This is a genomic window from Aeromonas rivuli (assembly GCF_020149575.1).
In the GTDB taxonomy this organism is placed as follows: domain Bacteria; phylum Pseudomonadota; class Gammaproteobacteria; order Enterobacterales; family Aeromonadaceae; genus Aeromonas; species Aeromonas rivuli.
Window position 1 is genome coordinate 3,121,549 of the sequence record NZ_CP079742.1, and the last position, 18,479, is coordinate 3,140,027.

17 protein-coding genes, 1 pseudogene and 2 riboswitches are annotated in these 18,479 nt (G+C 60.6%); of the genes and pseudogenes, 6 read left to right on the plus strand and 12 right to left on the minus strand.

Annotation, left to right across the window (positions count from 1 at the left end):
• Positions 1-55 precede the first annotated feature (55 nt).
• Positions 56-874 (minus strand): AraC family transcriptional regulator, encoded by an 819-nt coding sequence (locus tag KYK33_RS14315; RefSeq protein WP_042040993.1) that lies wholly within the window; start codon positions 872-874, stop codon positions 56-58.
• A 179-nt stretch (positions 875-1,053) separates the two neighbouring features.
• On the opposite strand from KYK33_RS14315, the gene KYK33_RS14320 reads away from it, so the two are divergent.
• Together KYK33_RS14320 and KYK33_RS14325 are read left to right on the plus strand one after the other, a co-directional pair.
• Positions 1,054-2,433, plus strand: coding sequence for an MATE family efflux transporter (locus KYK33_RS14320; RefSeq protein ID WP_224430969.1), 1,380 nt, complete (start codon positions 1,054-1,056; stop codon positions 2,431-2,433).
• Between the two features lie 123 nt (positions 2,434-2,556).
• Positions 2,557-2,805: a DUF2498 family protein gene (locus tag KYK33_RS14325; RefSeq protein WP_224430970.1), complete on the plus strand. Its 249-nt coding sequence runs from the start codon at positions 2,557-2,559 to the stop codon at positions 2,803-2,805.
• Between the two features lie 63 nt (positions 2,806-2,868).
• Here KYK33_RS14325 and KYK33_RS14330 read toward each other — a convergent pair whose 3' ends face one another.
• Complete coding sequence (locus KYK33_RS14330) at positions 2,869-3,987, minus strand: GGDEF domain-containing protein (protein ID WP_224430971.1); 1,119 nt, start codon at positions 3,985-3,987, stop codon at positions 2,869-2,871.
• Positions 3,988-4,235: 248 nt separating this feature from the next.
• On the opposite strand from KYK33_RS14330, the gene KYK33_RS14335 reads away from it, so the two are divergent.
• A complete protein-coding gene (locus tag KYK33_RS14335) occupies positions 4,236-5,627 on the plus strand; it encodes a nucleobase:cation symporter-2 family protein (RefSeq protein WP_224430972.1) in 1,392 nt (463 codons plus the stop codon).
• A gap of 100 nt (positions 5,628-5,727) precedes the next feature.
• Positions 5,728-6,429: a lipoyl protein ligase domain-containing protein gene (locus KYK33_RS14340; RefSeq protein WP_224430973.1), complete on the plus strand. Its 702-nt coding sequence runs from the start codon at positions 5,728-5,730 to the stop codon at positions 6,427-6,429.
• 80 nt (positions 6,430-6,509) lie between these two features.
• Here the strand turns inward: KYK33_RS14340 and KYK33_RS14345 are convergent, their stop codons facing one another.
• On the minus strand, positions 6,510-7,886 hold the full coding sequence (locus KYK33_RS14345) for an alanine/glycine:cation symporter family protein (RefSeq protein ID WP_224430974.1): 1,377 nt from the start codon (positions 7,884-7,886) through the stop codon (positions 6,510-6,512).
• Between the two features lie 249 nt (positions 7,887-8,135).
• A riboswitch (glycine riboswitch) is annotated at positions 8,136-8,244 on the minus strand.
• A 5-nt stretch (positions 8,245-8,249) separates the two neighbouring features.
• Positions 8,250-8,329: riboswitch (glycine riboswitch) on the minus strand.
• 419 nt (positions 8,330-8,748) lie between these two features.
• On the opposite strand from KYK33_RS14345, the gene KYK33_RS14350 reads away from it, so the two are divergent.
• On the plus strand, positions 8,749-9,900 hold the full coding sequence (locus KYK33_RS14350) for a type III PLP-dependent enzyme (RefSeq protein WP_224430975.1): 1,152 nt from the start codon (positions 8,749-8,751) through the stop codon (positions 9,898-9,900).
• 78 nt (positions 9,901-9,978) lie between these two features.
• Here KYK33_RS14350 and KYK33_RS14355 read toward each other — a convergent pair whose 3' ends face one another.
• The 7 genes and pseudogenes from KYK33_RS14355 to KYK33_RS14385 all read right to left on the minus strand — a co-directional run bounded on the left by KYK33_RS14355 (position 9,979) and on the right by KYK33_RS14385 (position 16,485).
• A complete protein-coding gene (locus KYK33_RS14355; RefSeq protein ID WP_224430976.1) occupies positions 9,979-10,944 on the minus strand; it encodes a calcium/sodium antiporter in 966 nt (321 codons plus the stop codon).
• 139 nt (positions 10,945-11,083) lie between these two features.
• Positions 11,084-11,560: a peroxiredoxin gene (locus tag KYK33_RS14360; RefSeq protein ID WP_042040674.1), complete on the minus strand. Its 477-nt coding sequence runs from the start codon at positions 11,558-11,560 to the stop codon at positions 11,084-11,086.
• A 69-nt stretch (positions 11,561-11,629) separates the two neighbouring features.
• Positions 11,630-12,121: pseudogene (yfcD, locus tag KYK33_RS14365) on the minus strand (NUDIX hydrolase YfcD); the annotation flags it as partial.
• Positions 12,122-12,281: 160 nt separating this feature from the next.
• Positions 12,282-13,025: an amino acid ABC transporter ATP-binding protein gene (locus KYK33_RS14370; RefSeq protein ID WP_042040678.1), complete on the minus strand. Its 744-nt coding sequence runs from the start codon at positions 13,023-13,025 to the stop codon at positions 12,282-12,284.
• Positions 13,026-13,037: 12 nt separating this feature from the next.
• Positions 13,038-14,132: an amino acid ABC transporter permease gene (locus KYK33_RS14375; protein ID WP_042040680.1), complete on the minus strand. Its 1,095-nt coding sequence runs from the start codon at positions 14,130-14,132 to the stop codon at positions 13,038-13,040.
• A gap of 78 nt (positions 14,133-14,210) precedes the next feature.
• Positions 14,211-15,398: an amino acid ABC transporter permease gene (locus KYK33_RS14380; protein ID WP_224430978.1), complete on the minus strand. Its 1,188-nt coding sequence runs from the start codon at positions 15,396-15,398 to the stop codon at positions 14,211-14,213.
• Positions 15,399-15,465: 67 nt separating this feature from the next.
• Complete coding sequence (locus KYK33_RS14385) at positions 15,466-16,485, minus strand: amino acid ABC transporter substrate-binding protein (RefSeq protein WP_224430979.1); 1,020 nt, start codon at positions 16,483-16,485, stop codon at positions 15,466-15,468.
• A gap of 374 nt (positions 16,486-16,859) precedes the next feature.
• On the opposite strand from KYK33_RS14385, the gene KYK33_RS14390 reads away from it, so the two are divergent.
• Complete coding sequence (locus KYK33_RS14390; protein WP_042040684.1) at positions 16,860-17,075, plus strand: DUF1107 family protein; 216 nt, start codon at positions 16,860-16,862, stop codon at positions 17,073-17,075.
• A 54-nt stretch (positions 17,076-17,129) separates the two neighbouring features.
• On the opposite strand, the gene KYK33_RS14395 is transcribed toward KYK33_RS14390, so the two are convergent.
• The gene (locus tag KYK33_RS14395; RefSeq protein ID WP_157013906.1) at positions 17,130-17,435 is read right to left on the minus strand and encodes a DUF2845 domain-containing protein; all 306 of its coding nucleotides are present in this window, start codon (positions 17,433-17,435) and stop codon (positions 17,130-17,132) included.
• Positions 17,432-18,445: an ABC transporter permease gene (locus tag KYK33_RS14400; protein ID WP_224430980.1), complete on the minus strand. Its 1,014-nt coding sequence runs from the start codon at positions 18,443-18,445 to the stop codon at positions 17,432-17,434. Before KYK33_RS14400 ends, KYK33_RS14395 begins: the two co-directional genes overlap by 4 nt.
• Positions 18,446-18,479 lie beyond the last annotated feature (34 nt).

An 18,479-nucleotide genomic window follows, 5' to 3' on the forward strand; every position in this document is an offset into this window, starting at 1 on the left:
CCTTGACGATGTGGCCCCTGGATCCTATGGGCTTAGGCCAACAATTTCAAAGGATTTAGCCATCGGTGTGCGTCTGGGCAACCCCGGTCGCCACGGGTCTGCGACCGAGCCGGCGAAACTCACCGGGGGTCTGACCAGTCGCACGGCGAAAACGGTTCGCAAAGTTGGCGCCATCGCTGTAACCGACCCGACCGGCCAGCTCGCCGAGCGGCCAATCGGTATAGAGCAGCAACTGGCGCGCCTTCTCCATGCGCAGCCCCGTCAACCAGGTCATGGGGCCCATACCAAACGCCTGCTGGCAGAGCCGGTGCAAGTGCGGCGCCGAGCAGGCCATCAGACTGGCCAGCCGGGGGACTGTCCAGGGCTCATCGAGCCGCCCCTCCACCAGACGCTGCAAACCTTGCAACCGGTCAAGGGGCGTGCCCCTCGCCTCGCCGCGCAGCACCCGGGCCAACAGCGTCAGCAGCAAAGAGAGCAGTTGGGGCTGCAGGGCAGAACGGCTGCCCTCTGTGTGCATCAGCTGCAATAGATGATGCAGCGACTCCTCCTCGCGACTGACCCAGCAACGATGGCCAAGCCGGTGCAGATGCTGCCAGCGCGGCACGTCATCGAGCAGGATCCAGCTGGTGTGCCAGTTTTCCCCCGCCAGCCGCAGACCACCTGGCAGAGCGGCCGGTAGAAAGACCAAGGCCCCGGCCGGGATGGGCGTCTCCCCCTGCCCGGTCAGCAACATGCCACCCTCGCTGTGGCTGAGCAGCAAGATATGAAAAGCGGGCCTGTTGCGCTGGATAAGGTAATGGTCGCGCAGCACCGACAGACCGGTCAGAAAGACCCCCGCCTCGCCGAGCAAGGGCAGTCCCTCCCGCCCCAGCATCCGCTCCTCGCAACTCTGCGCTATCTCCAGACACTCCCTCTCGAACACCTGGCCTCCTGTTAATCGGTAATAGATAGTTTTGAACAAGAAAGACGATAGCCATTCACAGCGGGCACATCTGGCCCCGCGCTTATGATATCGGCTATCAACCTTAAGTTTCCATGACCCGGTTAACAGCAATGAACTATTGGCAAGCGATTTTCAAACAAACCACCGACAAGGAGTTCATGGGCAAACTGTGGCGACTGGCCCTGCCAGTCTCCCTGCAATCCATGATGTTCTCCCTGCTGGGTCTCATCGACATCATGATGGTGAGCCAGCTGGGGGCGACTGAGGTTGCCGCCGTCGGCTTGGGAAACCGGGTCTTCTTCTTCAATCTGCTGGTGGTCGCCGGTCTTTCTGGCGGCGTCTCTGTGCTGGCGGCGCAATACTATGGCCGCAACGACCTGAGCGGAGTGCGCCGCGCCTTGGCCCTGGCTCTGCTCAGCGCCCTGCTGGTGAGCCTGCCCTTCGCCCTGCTCTATACCTTTGCCCCGGGCAGCGTGCTTGGCTTTGCCAGTCAGGATCCCGTGCTGCGCCCCCTGGCGGATCAATACCTGATGATCACCGGCGCCACCATTCTCTGCACCGCACTGGTGGTGCCGCTGGAGGCGGCGCTGCGCTCGGTGGGCAATGCCGCTGCCGCCACCCATATCGGCATCATCGCCATCCTTGCCAACGTGCTGCTCAACTACGCCCTCATCTTCGGCCACTTCGGCTTCGACGCCATGGGGGTCGAAGGCTCGGCCTGGGGCACCACGCTGTCGCGCCTGCTGCAAACGGCCCTGCTCCTCGGCTATGTGATGCACAAGGAGGCTCGCCTGCTGCCGCGCAGCCCCGACTGGTTGCTGGCCCTCTCGGGCAAAGAGGTGCGCCGTTTCGTGCTGATCGCCCTGCCACTGCTGCTGCACGATGGCCTCTGGGCCTTCGGCATGCTGCTCTATGGCTTCCTCTATGCCCACCTCGGTGTCGATTCCCTGGCCATCATGACCACCCTGGGTGCGCTGGAGGGGATCCTCATCTCCCTCTTCTTCGGACTGGCGGTGGCCTGTGCCACCCTGCTCGGCCACCGGCTCGGTGCCGAGGAGTATGAGGTCGCCTGGCAGCAATCCCAGCTGCTGCTGGTATTGGCGCCATTGGGGGCCTTGCTGGTCGGTCTCTTCGTCTGGTTCATGCAAGCCCCCCTGCTGCTCTGGATTGGCAATCTGCCCGCCGAGCTGCTGCCCCAGGCCGGTCAGGTGCTGGGCATTCTCTGCCTCGGCATGCTGCTCAAGGTGTTCAACATGGTGGGCATTGTCGGGGTGTTGCGATCCGGGGGCGACGTGAAGTACAGCATCGTCATCGACATCGTCGGCATGTGGTGCATCGGGCTGCCACTGGCCTGGCTGGCGGTCAGCTGGCTCGGCTGGCCTCTCTCCTGGGTCGCTGCCGTGGTGCTGCTCGAGGAGTTGAGCAAGGTGCTGATGGTCCATCGCCGGGTACAGCGCCGCCGCTGGCTGCGCAACCTGGTGGCGGCTTGAATCAGCGCCGGTGAGTGCACCTCTGTTTGCAGCAAATCAAAGTTCGAGCAAGGCCCGGGGTGTATGCTGTGCTCATCTTGTTTGTGGGGGGTCTTGATGCCACCCCGGGTTAGGAGAGAAACAATGCACACACAAAAAGAGACCCTGAGTCAGGAGGCCCTGCTCACCCTGGCCAACGAGCTTATCCGCAACCATGACGAGTTTATCCACGGCATGCACGCCGACGCCGTGGCGCAGCGAGGGGATGTGCTGGTGTTCAAGGGGGAGTATTTCCTGAGCGACGACGGCACCCCGACCCCCAAGACGATGGCGGTGTTCAACATGTTCAAATACCTGGCCCACCAGCTATCGGGCAAATACCAGCTGGGTTGAGACGAACAACGGGATGCCAGGGGCATCCCGTTTTGCTGATGGCAAAGAGGCAGCCAGCCGCGCTCAAGCGACGCTGCGATCTGGCGAGCCCCGCTCCCCCACCACACAGTTGCGACCCGCCACCTTGGCCTGATAGAGCCGCTCGTCGGCCCGACTGAGCAGACTCTCTGCCGATTCGGCGGACTGCATCAGGGCCACTCCGATGCTGACGGTCACCTCGAGCAGCTCATCGCTGGTCGGGCTCTTGATGAGGCGCGCCTCGACCGCCAGGCGCAGCCGCTCGGCAACCCCCGATGCCTGCTCCCCACTGCCGCAATCGGGCAGCAGGACGGCAAACTCTTCCCCCCCATAACGCCCCAGCACCATGCCCGTCTCGAGCTGCTCGGCCAGGCAGGCCGCCACCTCCTTGAGCACGGCATCCCCCGCCAGATGGCCGTAGTGGTCATTGATGCGCTTGAAGCGATCGAGATCGAGCAGCAGCAGGGCAAAGGGTTTTTGCTGGTAAAGGAAGCGGGCTCGGGATTGCGCCAGCTGCTTCATCAACAGCCGCCGGTTCATCATGCCAGTCAGCTCATCCCTGGTGGATTCGCGATAGAGCTGCAGCAGCATGTTGAGCTGGCCGCACTGCACCCAGGCACTCGCCAGGGCGAACAGGGTAAGCAGCCAGAGCTGATCCAGGGTGGCTGCGCTCCACAGGGGTTGGCCAAGCAGCAACCAGTTGCCCCCCAGCATGGCGACCATGATGCAGGCCGCCAGCTGCAGACTGAGCGAGAGAGGGACCGGAAAGATGGCGAACAGGCTGATCAACAGATAGGGGAAGGCCCAGTAGCCCGCCTGCAGCTCTTGCCCGGCGTCGAAGCTGGCCAGGCAGAACAGCGAGAAGATCATCATCACCGTCATCAGGTAGCCGAGCGCCAGCTTCATGCGCTCCCGGCGAAAGTGAATGAGATAGGAGAGCGGGATCAGGGGCGAGAGTGCCAGCAGGCAGAAAGCACGCGCCTTGAGCAGCTGGCTGAATTGCTCCTGACTCAGGGTCAACCAGTCGACCAGCCCCCAGGCGGGAATGCCGATCATCAACAGGCAGGTAAGCAGCCGCAGCCTGACCGTCATAAATCCCATGCGGGTCAGGGTGAAATCTTCCGAATGCGCGCGGGCACTCCAGAACTCCGACAGCTTCAACATCCAGCGTCTCCAGGTCGTGAAAGAGGGCTCATTCTACGCCTACATATGGCAAAAACCCATGACATCGACGGGTTTTACCGCTCACACCCCAGATGCAAACCGGCGGATCATAATGGTCACGCGCAAACGTTTCAACCTCGCGACAAATAAACCCGTTTATGACCAATTGCCGCTGGATCTCGCTTTTTCAATCACTACAATAGCCGCCAAATTTCCTCCCCCTTCTCCCATCAAATTTCGAGGTATCTATGGAACAGGCTGCTCTCAAGAGCGCTCCCGACCAGCCACAGCGGCGCCCCCACCCGGATCTGGTCTACGGCATCAATGAGGTTCCTCCCCTGCCCCAGACCCTGTTCGCCGCCCTGCAGCATATGCTCGCCATGTTTGTCGCCATCATTACCCCGCCCCTCATCATCGCCAACGCCCTTGGCCTGCCCGCCGATGAGACCCGCTACATAGTGTCGATGTCCCTGGTCATGTCCGGCATCGCCTCCTTCATCCAGACTCGCCGCGTTGGCCCCATCGGCTCTGGTCTTCTGTCGGTGCAGGGCACCAGCTTCAACTTCCTCGGCCCCATCATCGCCTCCGGGCTGGCCCTCAAGCAGGCTGCCATGCCCACGGACGACCTGCTCGGCACCCTGTTTGGCACCATGCTGGTCGCCGCGCTGACCATGGTGGTGCTCAGCCGCTGCCTGCATCTGGTGAGCCGGGTCATCACCCCGCTGGTGACCGGCATAGTGGTGCTGCTCATCGGCCTGACCCTGATCAAGGTCGGCCTCATCAGCATGGGGGGTGGCTATGGCGCCCTGGCCGATGGCAGTTTTGCCAGCCACGGCAACCTCTTCCTCTCCCTGCTGGTGCTGGGATTGATTGTGCTGCTGCAACGCAGCCACAACCCCTGGCTGCGCCTCTCCGCCATCATGATTGCCATGCTGGTCGGCTATGGGGTCGCCCTGCTGATGGACAAGGTGCAGCCCCCCGTCTTCGAGGGACCTCTGCTGATGATCCCGGCGCCACTGCGTTATGGGCTCGGCTTTGACTGGCAACTGTTCGTGCCGCTCGCCATCATCTTCGTGGTGACGGCGCTCGAAGCCATCGGCGACATGACGGCCACCTCGGATGTCTCGGGCGAGCCGGTCAGCGGCCCGCTCTACATGAGCCGCATCAAGGGCGGTGTGCTGGCCGATGGTTGCAACTCCATGCTGGCGGCGCTCTTCTCCACCTTCCCCATGTCCACCTTTAGCCAGAACAATGGCGTCATCCAGTTGACCGGAGTGGCCAGCCGTCATGTGGGTCTCTTCATCGCCGCCATGCTGGCCCTGCTCGGACTGTTCCCGGCGGTGGCCAGCCTGGTACAGCAGATCCCCGAACCCGTGCTTGGCGGCGCCACCATCGTCATGTTCGGCACCATAGCCGCGGCCGGGGTGCGCATTATCTCCCGCGAGGAGCTGGACAGACGCGCCCTGATGATACTGGCTGTCTCCCTGGCCATGGGCTTGGGGGTCGCCCAGGTGCCCGAGGTGCTGCAACACCTGCCCGAGCTGGCCAAGAGCGTGCTCTCCTACGGCGTCGCCACCGGCGGCCTGACCGCCATCATCCTGAATCTGCTGCTGCCCAAGCGCGCCGCCGCGCAGGCCTGACTCTCTCGCCAACAAACAGGTAAAGCCCCGCCGTGCGGGGCTTTACCTCCTCCCCCGTCGCGGGTACTGTGCTGGGCAGCCTCAGCGCCAGGACGCCTTCATGCTCTATACCCTGCTTCCCCCTCTGCCCACCCGCCACACTCCGGATCAGATCTTGACCGAGGAGCAGGGTTGGCTGCGGGACTGTGCCCGTGACGGCCAACCCCGCGCCCATTTATGGCAGGCCCCCCAGTGCCTCATCGTCACCCGCAAAGATACCCGTCTGCCCCGCTATCAAGCCGCCTGCGAGCAACTTGCGAGGGAAGGCTGGCCTGTCCATGTGCGCGACAGCGGCGGCACCGCCGTGCCCCACGGTCCCGGCATCCTCAACCTCTCCTTGCTGCTGCCCCGCACCGCTGCGGATCTGGCCCACTACTACCGGCTGCTGGGGGCACCGCTGCTGGCCCTGCTGGGGGAGCATGGCCTGGAGGGGAGCTACGACTTCGTGCCCGGTTCGTTTTGCGACGGCCAGTACAATCTGGTGATCGAGGGTCGCAAGGTAACAGGCACTGCCCAGCGCTGGCTGGCACCGGGTCAGGATCACGGCGGCGCCGTGCTGGCTCAGGCCATGCTATTGGTGGCGGGGGATGTGAATGAGGGCACCCGGATGGCGAGCCGCTTCTATGAACTGGCAGGCGGGGAGCTGCGTTTTCTGCCCGATACCTCCACCACCCTGGCGCACTGCATCGGTTGGCGAGGTAGCGAGGAGCAACTGGTGGCGCAGGTGCAACGGCGTTTGCAGGCGCGGCTGACCGGCAACTGATGTGCCGGCGCCCAAAGCCTGCCTGATACGAAAAAGCCACGACCCGGGTCGTGGCTTTTCTGTTTTCAGCGCCGCGGGTATCAGGCGGTCTGCGGCTCTGGCTCGGCTTCGCTATCGCTGCCCCGCTTGAAATAAGCGCGGGTCTCGGCGATCACCACATGGCGCAGGCCGATGAGACCGATGAGGTTGGGTACCGCCATCAGGCCATTGACGATGTCGGCCAACAGCCAAATCATGTCGAGATGAAGGAAGGCACCGCCCGCCACCAGCCCCAGATAGATGAAGCGGTAGGGCTTGATAGCCCGAGTCCCGAACAGGTAGTGAGTGCAGCGCTCACCGTAGTAGTTCCAGCCGAGGATGGTGGTGAAGGCGAAGAACAGCAGGCCTATGCTCACCAGATATTGGCCCAGGTGCGCATCCAGCCCCTGGGCGAAGGCGGCGCTGGTCATGGCTGCGCCGCTAAGATCGCCGCTCCAGACCCCGGTGACCACCAACGTCAGGCCCGTCATGGTGCAGATGATGAGGGTGTCGATAAAGGTGCCGGTCATGGAGACCAGCCCCTGCTCCACGCATGAATCCGTCTTGGCCGCCGCCGCCGCGATGGGGGCTGAGCCTAAACCCGATTCGTTGGAGAAGACCCCCCGCGCCACCCCTGACTGGATAGCCAGCATGATGCTGGCACCGACGAAGCCACCGGTCGCGGCATGGCCGCTGAAGGCGCTCCCGACCACCAGCGCGATCGCATCGGGCAAGGCGCCAGCACTGTTCACCAGCACCCCGAGACAGGCGGCAATATAGAAGAGCGCCATGAAGGGCACCACCTTGCTGGCCACGCTGGAGATGGACTTGATCCCCCCCAGGGTCACCAGGGCGACCAGCAGCGTCAGCACCACGGCGGTCGCTTCGCGGGGCACCGAGAAGGAGAGGCTCATGGCGTCGGAGATGGCATTGACCTGCGGGAAGGTACCGATGCCAAAGAAGGCGACCCCGATGCCAAACAGGGCGAACAGTTTGGCCAGCCAGCGACTGCCGAGCCCCTTCTCCAGATAGTACATGGGGCCGCCCGCCATCTGGCCGTTGCTGTCCAGCTGTCGATATTTGACCGCCAGCAGACACTCGGCGTACTTGGTCGCCATGCCAAACAGGGCCGCCATCCACATCCAGAACAGGGCACCCGGGCCCCCTAGCTTGATGGCGGTCGCGACGCCGACGATGTTGCCCGTGCCTATGGTGGCCGAGAGCGCGGTGCACAGCGCCCCGAAACTGGAGACATCCCCCTGCTTGCCCTGGCCCTGATCGCGACCAAACACCAATTTGAGGGCGAAGGGCAACCGCACCAGCTGCAGCAGACCCAGGCGAAGAGTGAGGTAAACACCGGTCCCGACCAGCAGGATCAGCAGGGGCGGACCCCAGACAAAGCTATCGATGGCGGCGAGCGCCGATTGAATTGATGACATGCATCCTCCTTAAAAAACAACAATTAAGGAGGAGAAGGATGATCTTCCCATAGGTGTCGCGATCGCCAGAGGTGATCGGATGCGGGCCAAGAACGTGTTCACACTCTTACTGCGAGGCCGTGATCAAGGCTCATGCGCTGCTCGGAATCCTCACGTATGTCTATACGCTCCGGTTCCTGCGCTGCTCTTTACCTTGCTGACGACCTCTCGTTACAGATCGTGAACAGTTCCAAGCTCAGGTACAACCATCCCATCCCCTCTGTCCTTTTGCCTGAGAGTTTCCGGCCTGTTTATCATGGATAAACAAGACCTTGCTCCTTCGGCGCCCGATTAAACGGGTCTCTCCAGAGTATCGTCCAGTAGCAGTCCACACCGGTTGCCCGGTACCTGAAAGATTTACTTCTTCGGTGGATGGTCCCCCATCGCTCTCCTGCTACCTTCATCCGAACTAGTTTTGGATTAGGACGGGCATATTAGTCCAAAATAATGTGATCTGTCTCCCAACAATCCCCGTTTTTCTTCCTGAGCCTCCGGCGCCGCCTGAAAGTAAATAGATTGTTAACTATCAATTGGTTAGCCCGCCACTGGCCAGGAGGCCCTTCTTGCATCCGGATACGCCTTTTTGCACTGGATATCAATTTCCCCTTTCGTCTCGACCAGAAAATCTTGCCAACATAGCCAATCAAAAAGCTTGCATGACAAATCAATAAACAGATAATTGCGCGCATATCCAAGCAGTAACCATGAAAGTTATGCAGCTTGCTGGATAGGTCCCTTCCGGACCGCTCGCCTGAGCCGGCCGTTGCCGTCTCAACAAACCAAGGCTAGGGCAACTCCGCCCCCTAAGGATGATCAAAAGACAATGAAAGAGACCCTTGTGGCACAAGATTACCGTCAGCTGGTTGAACAATTTGGCTCTCCCCTGTTGCTGCTCGACAAGGCTGCCGTGCGCCGCCAATACCGGGCTCTGTCTGCCGCCCTGCCCGAGGTGCGCCTGCACTATGCGCTCAAGCCCCTGCCCCATGAGGCGGTGGTCGCTGTGCTCAAGGAAGAGGGAGCCTGCTTCGATCTGGCCACCAATGGCGAAGTGGATCTGGTGCGCTCGCAAGGGGTGCGGCCGGGTCGCTGCATCCATACCCATCCCATCAAGCGCGACAGCGACATTCGCTATGCGCTGGAATATGGCTGCACCGTCTTTGTCTATGACAACCCCCTGGAGCTGGACAAGTTCCTGCCCTACAAGGATGAAGTGACACTGCTGCTGCGCGTCAGCTTCCCCAATCCCAACACCAAGGTCGATCTCTCCAAGAAATTTGGCTGTACCCCGGAGCAGGCGCTGCCCCTGCTGCAACTGGCCCAGGCAAAAGGGCTCAAGGTGAGGGGGCTCTCCTTCCATGTCGGCTCCCAGGTGCCCAACAGCGAGCGCCATGTCCAGGCTATCGACGCCTGCCGCGAGATCATGGAACAGGCCTGGGATCTGGGGCTCAAGCCCTGGGTACTCGACATCGGTGGCGGCTTCCCGGTCGACTATGAAGGGGGCGAGTTCGATATCGATGGCTTCTGTGCCCCGATCCGCGCCGCGCTCGCCAAGCTGCCCGCCACGGTGCAGAAAATTGCCGAACCGGGCCGTTTCATCAGCGCCCCTGCCATGACCTCGGTATCCAGCGTGATGGGCAAGGCCCACCGTGGTGACAAGATCTGGTACTACCTGGATGACGGCCTCTATGGCAGCTACAACGGTCAGCTCTATGACCACGTCACCTACCCGGTCAGTACCCCCTATGCCGGTGGCGAGTTGCACAATGCCGTACTCTCCGGCCCGACCTGCGACAGCGTGGATGTGATCCGTGACGGCATCATGCTGCCGGATCTGGAGATTGGTGAGCTGGTGATAGGGAAAGTGATGGGGGCCTATACCTGGGCCTCGGCCTCGACCTTCAACTTCTTCCCCAAGGCCAATATCCTGATCCTCGATAGCAGCCAGCAGAGCCAGAAGCTGGTCGCCGTCGCCTGAAGGGCATGACCATGACGCCGACATAGAGAGGGGGAGCCATTGGCTCCCCCTCTTGTTTGCATTGTCACGCCAGCGTCATCAGAACTGGCTGGTCAGCAGCCAACCGGTATAACCGAAGAAGATGCAGAGCAAGATCCCCCCTTCCACCCGGTTGATGCGGCCCTGGCCCTTGCGGCCCAGACACATCACCAGCAGCAGCAGGGTCAGCCCCATCATCAGGCTCCAGTCACGGGTCAACACGGCCGGATCCACGTCCAGGGGCGCTATGCCAGCGGCGATACCCACCACGGCCAAGGTGTTGAACAGGTTGGAACCCAGCACGTTGCCGAGGGCCAAGTCATGCTCCTTCTTCTTGATGGCCATCAAGGAGGAAGCCAGCTCGGGCAGAGAAGTACCCACTGCCACTATGGTCAGGCCGATGACGAGATCGCTGATGCCAAAGGCCTGAGCGATGGTGACGGCGCCCCACACCAGCAGGCGGGAAGCGCCGACCAGCAGAACCAGACCCACGATCAGCCAGAAGATGGCTTTCTTGAGGGGCATGGCCTCGCTGTCTATCTCCACATTGACATCGGCGTCCAGGGCATCGCCCTTGCTCTTGACCCCGGTCCAGATGGACCAGCCCAACAGCACGACAAAGACCACGCCAAGAATGAGCGCATCGCCACGGCCGAGATGGCCGTCAAACAGCAGGGCGCCAGTCAGCAGGGTGATGCCAAGCAGGATGGGTATCTCCTTGCGCACCACCTGGGAGGAGACGGCGATGGGGCTGATAAGCGCGGTCAGACCCAGGATCAAAGCGATGTTGGTAATGTTGGAGCCATAGGCATTACCCAGCGCCAGCGCTGGGTTGCCCTGCATGGATGCCAAGGCCGAGACCACCATCTCGGGAGCCGAGGTACCAAAACCGATGATAACCATACCGATGAGCAGGGGTGGCATGCCCGCATAACGGGCGGTGGCGGCGGCACCATCGACAAATTTATCCGCACTCCAGACCAGCAGGGCCAGTCCGGCAATCAGGGCAACAAAAGCCAGGGTCATACGTATTCTTTCCAATCGGGTTGAGCTTCAGGGCGCCATGACGGTCACGGCATAAACAGGGACACGGGCCCAAGAGGCCCGTCGGCGCCAGTGTAACCGAGGGATATCGCTTTTCAAGGGCTAACTCAGCCCTGATTAACTATCCCAGCAGTGCGAGCAAGGAGTCGGCATCGGAGACTTCGAACTTGCCGGGTGCCTCTATGTTCAGCGCAGTGACCAGGCCATCTTCGGCTATCAGGGCAAAACGCTGAGCACGCACACCACCGAAGGCTCCCGTCTCTTTCTCCAGCCCCAGCGCCCGGGTCCAACTGGCATCGCCATCGGCCAACATGGTGATGGCCTGCGCGTTCTGTGCCTCGCCCCAGGCCTTCATCACGAAGGCATCGTTGACCGAGAGGCAATAGATGGCATCGACACCCTTGGCGCTGAACTCATCCGCCTTGACCACATAACCGGGCAGATGGGCATTGGAACAGGTCGGTGTGAAGGCGCCGGGCACGGCGAACAGCACCACCTTCTTGCCGGCGAACAGCGCCTGGGTATTCAGCGTCTGTTTGCCTTCGGTGGTAAGGAGGGTGAACTCACCCGCGGGCAGGGATTGGCCAACTGAGATCATGAAGAGTCTTCCTGACGGTAAATGATGAGGAGCAGTTTACCCCAGATGAAGGCCCCGTGCAGGGGTCCGTTATGCGCCGCCTCTGGCCTGCCAATGGGCGAGGGCTATCAGGGAATCCGGGGTAAATTCGGCGGCCCGGTTGGCGATCTCCGCCAGACTCATCCAGTGGACGGCGCTCACCTCCTCGACCTGCAACTGCAATGGCCCCTGATAGCGGCAACTGTAGAGATAACCCCACACCTTGTAGTTGCTGCCCTCGGCCAGGAAGCTGCCATGTTCACTCAGCGGTATATCCATGATGCCCAGCTCTTCTCCCAGCTCGCGCAGGGCACTGGCAAGGGGCACCTCGCCCACCGTCATCACGCCACCGGCGCAGGCGTCCAGCATGCCGGGGCAAAAATCCTTGCCCAGGGTACGACGCTGCACCAGCACCTGACCCTCCTCCCCCAGCACCAGTATGTAGCTGGCGCGATGACGCAGGTTTTCACGGCGCACCCGTGCCCGATCGGCCACCTCAATGACATTGTCCTGGTCATCGACCACCTCGACCCATTCCATGCTGCTCTCCTGAGCCGTTCTGTTGCTGACGCCGCAGTATACATGGAGAAAAACCTTGCCGGATCAGCCACTAGGGGATTTTCTCGGCCAGCCTTCCCCGTCGCTTGTCGGGTAAAAGAGAGGGCACCCACAGGTGCCCTCTCGATGAGCGGTCCGCGCTCGCTCAGTTATGCAGGATCTGGGAGAGAAACAGCTTGGTGCGTTCGGACTGGGGGTTGTCGAAGAACTGCCCAGGCTCGTTCTCCTCGATGATCTGGCCTCTGTCCATGAAGATGACCCTGTCCGCCACCTGCTTGGCAAAGCCCATCTCGTGGGTCACGCAGAGCATGGTCATGCCTTCATTCGCCAGCTCCACCATGACATCGAGCACCTCCCGTACCATCTCGGGGTCCAGTGCCGAGGTCGGTTCATCGAACAGCATCACCTGAGGATTCATGCAAAGACTTCTGGCGATGGCGACACGCTGCTGCTGACCACCGGAGAGCTGACCCGGGTACTTGAGCGCCTGCTCGGGGATCCGCACCCGTTCGAGAAAGCCCATGGCGATCTGCTCCGCCTCCCGCCTCGGCAACTGCTTGACCCAGATGGGTGCCAGGCTGCAATTTTCCAGCACCGTCAAATGCGGGAACAGGTTGAAGTGCTGGAATACCATGCCCACTTCACGGCGCACCGTCTCTATGTTCTTGAGATCCGAGGTGAGCGCCATCCCCTTGACCAGGATGTCGCCGCGTTGATGCTCCTCCAGCCGATTGATGCAGCGGATCATGGTGGACTTGCCGGAGCCCGATGGCCCGCAGATGACGATCTTCTCTCCCTTGCCGACACTCAGATTGATGTTGCGCAGCACATGGAAGTCGCCATACCACTTGTTGACGTCCTTGAGTTCGACCACATAGTTACTTTCCATAATCAACAGCTCCTAACGCTTGTGGCCCGTGTGCAGCTTGCGCTCCAGATAGATGGAATAACGGGACATGCCAAAACAGAACATCCAGAAGATCAGTGCGATAAACACATAGGCTTCGGTGGAATACCCGAGCCAGTCGGGATCCGCCAAGGCCACCTTGGAGATGGCCAGCAGATCGAACAGCCCGATGATCAACACCAGACTGGTGTCCTTGAACAGGGAGATAAAGGTGTTCACCAGTGAGGGGATGGTTATCTTGAGCGCCTGGGGCATGATGATGAGCCCCATCACCTTCCAGTAGGAGAGCCCCAGCGCATCCCCCGCCTCATACTGCCCCTTGGGGATCGCCTGCAAACCACCGCGCACCACTTCGGCCACATAGGCCGACTGGAACATGATGATGCCGATGAGCGCCCGCAGCAGCTTGTCGAACTCCACCTCCCCCGCCACGAACAGGGGCAGCATGACCGAGGCCATGAACAGCACTGTGATAAGCGGAACAGCGCGCCAGAACTCGATATAGACGGTGGAAAGGCTGCTGATGATCGGCATGTGGGAGCGACGCCCGAGGGCCAGCAAGATGCCAAACGGCAGGGCCACTGCGATGCCCACCACCGCCAGTACCAGGGTCAACATCAGGCCGCCCCAGAGATTGGTATCCACAGTCCTCAGCCCAAAGCCGCCGTGCAGCAACCCATAGGCGATACAGGGAAACACCAGCAGGGTGAAGAGTGCCAGCCACCCCTTATAGGGCGTCTTGGGCCAGATCAGCAGCGCCAGCAACGCCGCCAGCCCGGCGAAGACGATATTGACCCGCCAGCGCTGATCCCCTGGGTAAAAGCCATAGATGTATTGACCAAAACGGCTCTCGATAAACAACCAGCAGGCCCCCTCCTGACTACAATCAGCTCGGCTACTGCCCGTCCAGGTCGCGGAGATAAAAGCCCAGTCAATCAAGTGCCAGAGCGCCGGCAGCAGAAAATAGGCCAGCGCCAGAGTCACCAAGCTGTTCCACCAATTGGGAAACAGATTGGCCCTGAGCCAGGCGGGTACGCCACGCCTGTTGTCAGGCGCAGGCTGCGCCTCTTGCATGTCAGTGACGAACATAGCTCCCCCTTATCATGATGCTTTCACCGCAGAGGCTGCACCGAAGACCCGTTGGGCATTGACTGTCATCTGATCTCCTCATCGCTCCACCAGCGCCATCTTGCGGTTATAGATATTCATCAGGACAGAGGTACTGATACTGATGACGAGATAGACCCCCATGGTCATGGCAATCACCTCGATGGCCTGGCCCGTCTGATTGAGGGTGGTCCCCATGAACACGGAGACCAGATCCGGGTAACCGATGGCCGTCGCCAGGGAGGAGTTCTTGGTCAAGTTGAGATACTGACTGGTCAGCGGCGGTATGATGACCCGCATCGCCTGGGGAATGATGACCAGTTGCAGGGTGCGGGGCGTGGAGAGCCCCAGGGCAGAGGCGGCTTCCGTCTGACCATGGCTGACCGCCAATATGCCGGAGCGCACTATCTCGGCGATGAAGGCTGCCGTGTAGATGGTCAGCGCCAGCAGCAGGGCCACCAGCTCGGGCAAGACGGTCAGGCCACCGCGGAAGTTGAAGCCTTGCAACGTCGGCAGGCTCCAGGCAAGCGGACTGCCCACCAGCCAGAAGGTCGCCAGTGGCAGCAAGATGATGAGGCCAAGGGTGCTGAGCCACACCGGGAATATCTTGCCGGTCAACTCCTGGCGACGCTTGGCCCAGCGCCGCACTCCCCAGCTCAGGACAAGGGCCAGCAGCAGGGCACCGATCACATAGCCGAACCCCTCCTCAAACAGAGGTTTGGGCAGATAGAAGCCCCGCACATTCAGAAAGGCCAGCTCCCCTAGGTTCACACTCTCGCGGGGTGATGGCAGGGTGCGCAGCACCGAGAAATACCAGAAGAAAATCTGCAGCAGCAGGGGGATGTTGCGAAAGGTCTCGATATAGACAGTGGCAATGCGCGATACCAGCCAGTTCTTTGACAGCCGCGCCACGCCGATCACAAAGCCGAGCAGGGTCGCCAAGATGATACCCAGTACAGAGACCAGCAAGGTATTGAGCAGACCCACCACGAAGGTTCGGCCGAAACTATAGGTCTCATCGTAGGGGATCAGGCTCTGGAGTATGCCAAAGCCGGCGGTATTGCCGAGAAACCCGAAGCCGGTGGTGATGCCACGGGCCTCCAGGTTGGTCAGGGCATTGTTGATGATGTAGAACAGAAAACCGAGGACTGCCGCGATGGCCAGGCACTGGAAGATCAGCGCCCTCACCTTCGCGTCATACCACCAGCGGCCCTGTTCTTTCCTCTGGTCGTGCGGTTGTGACGCCATAGGGATTTACTCCGACAAAGCCAAGGCAAGAGGGAAAGCGGGGGCCTGAGCCCCCTAACCAACATATCTAGCGAATGGGGGGGGCGTACATCAGGCCACCCTGGTTCCACAAGGCATTGATGCCGCGATCGATCTTGAGGGGAGAACCGGCGCCGACGTTGCGATCGAACATCTCGCCGTAGTTGCCGACCTGCTTGATGATGTTGTAGGCCCACTTGTCATCGAGGCCAAGAATGCCTCCCTTGGGATCTTCGAGGCCAAGCAGGCGACGCACATCCGGGTTGGTCGACTTGAGCATCTCGTCCACGTTGCTACTGGTGACCCCGGCCTCTTCGGCATTGAGCAGGGCAAACATGCTCCAGCGCACCACCTTGAACCAGGGTTCATCACCCTGACGCACCACTGGCCCCAGCGGCTCTTTCGAGATGACTTCCGGCAACACTATGGCATTTTCCGGCTTGGAGAGTTTGATCTTGAGGGAGTAGAGCTGGGATTGATCCGAGGTCAACACATCGCAGCGACCGGCCTCGAAGCCCTTCACGGTCTGATCCGAGGTGTCAAACACCACAGGGGTATATTTCATGCCGCCGTTGGCACGGAAGTAATCGGCCAGGTTGAGTTCCGTGGTCGTACCGGACTGGATACAGACGGCGGCGCCATCAAGCTCCTTGGCACTTTTTACCCCCAGGGCTTTGGAGACCATGAAGCCCTGGCCATCGTAATAGTTGACCCCGGCGAAGGTGAGACCAAGGGAGGCATCCCGCGTCATGGTCCAGGTGGTATTGCGCGACAAGATATCAACCTCCCCCGATTGCAGTGCGGTGAAGCGCTCCTTGGCGGTCAGGGAGACATATTTGACCTTGGTTGCATCCCCCAGCACGGCAGCGGCGACGGCGCGGCAGACATCGACATCCAATCCGGTCCAGGTGCCCTTGGCATCCGGGTTGGAGAAACCGGGCAGGCCATCGCCGACCCCACATTGCACAAAACCCTTCTTCTTGACGGCATCCAGGGTGCCTTCGGCCCAGACATTGGCGGCTGTCAACGACAACGCAACCAGCACACCCATCTTATGTAGCTGTTTCATATCACTCTTCCCTGTGGTTCAACTCGAATGTACATCACCGCAGCCTGCCGATGACGCTCTCCCTGCCTTCACTTTTTTGCAGCTTATCCAGCGCCAAAAAAGCCTGTCAATCGGTGCAAACCGGCGCGATATTGGTGCAGCAGCACAAAGCACCTATATGTCCCGATATACACCTTATGAATAAAAAATAGACCCATATCGACCAAATAGCATACTGACAATGCCAGCACCGACCGTGCAGATCTTTTTTGCAGCTATTTTGTCATGCCCCAGAAGAGGGCAGCCTTTCATATTACAACTGACTCATATGGTTCATATTTTTGTCATGACGCCCCCTCATAGTGAGCCCTGTCCAAACAAGAAGGTATGCTCTGATGAAGGTGTTCAAAGGCTTGTCTCCCCGCCAGATGGCGCGTTACGTGAAGAGTTTTCACCGTGGCAGTTTCATGGTCGAGGAGATGGGGAAATTTGAATTTACTCGGGGCGAGATCATTCTGGAGAACCTGAATTGCAACAAGACCCTGGGTCTGGCAACCAGGGTTAACCGTGTGCTTCGTGGTCTGCGTCAGGGCAACCCGCTGTTGGGATAACTTCCGCGAGTCTTATTGGTCCTTTGCTTCCATATTCTTTTTTCGGCCCGCCGGTCATTGACCGCGCGGGCCGTCTTCTATTTCCGTGATGACACCGTTCTCGACGGTGACAAACTGCATGAACTGATTGCTACCGAAGTTATAAGTCCAACGCTCTGCGTACTTGACCGTCATGCGAGCACCGAAGCCATTCTCCTCATAGCGGGTCAAATCCTCCCTGAGCATGGGTTGGCCACAACGCACCAGCAGAATGGCCGTGCTGTCCCCCTCGGTCAGCAGGTCACGTTTGCAGCGCAAGGTCCCGGCCGTCACGGGAAGCGCCAGGACACAGAGCAAGAGCAGCGAAAGCGGATATCTCATTTAGCGTTCCATCTGAACAGAGCGGCCCCCAGGGCGACGCAACACAGGGTAAACAGGCTGATCTGGGACAGTGGGCCCGCCACCTCTTGCCAGCCAGCGCCCTCCAGCATCACAGCCCGCGCCGCCGTCACTATCTGGGTCAGTGGCAACAGTGCCGCGACCTCTTGCAGCCAGGCGGGTGAACCTTCCAGCGAAAACCAGACGCCGGATAAGAACATCATGGGCAGGCTGATGAGATTGAGCAAACCACTGGCCAGCTCTTCATTCTGGATACGGGCCGCCACCAGAAGACCAAGGGAGGCCATGGCGGCCCCGCCCAGCAGCGTGATGAGCAGCAGCAACCAGCCGGAGCCGAGCAGAGGTGTGCCGAGCAGCCAGTGGGCGACCAGGAATACCAACAGGCTCACCACTAGCGTGATGGCTACCCGCGACAACAGTTGGGCACAGAGAAACTCGGTCGCGGTGAGCGGGGTCGCCCTCAGCCGCTTGAGCACGCCATTTTTGCGATACCGCACAATGACATAGCCGACCCCGAACAGGCCGGAGAACATCAAATTCATGCCGATCACCCCCGGCAGCAACCAGTCGCCATAGCGAATGGCCTTGCCCGGCAGAGTATCTCGTACCAAAGGGGTCAGGCTGGCCTGCTTGAGCAGGTATTCCGCCAGCCCCCCACTCTGCGAGTCCGGATTGACCCAGTAATTGCCCCCTGCCGGATTGAGCAGCAAATCCAGTTGGTGGTGACGCACCTTGAGCTGGGCGGAGGCCAGGTCGTCATATTCGATCAGCTTGAGCTGGGGGATGGTGTCGAGGGTCTGGTAGGCAGGAGGCAGCGTCCCCACGACGCCGAGCTGGAGCAGGGGCTTCTGGTTGCCGGAGAAGATGATTGAGAAACCCAGCACCAGCAACAGGGGCACCACCATGTTCCAGACCAGGGCGGCGCGATCGCGGACAAACTCCAGGTTGCGGGCATAGAAGAGGGCGGCGATGCGCCTCAGGCTGTCTCTCATCGCGGACTCCTTGTCATTTCCCTTACCAGGGCCA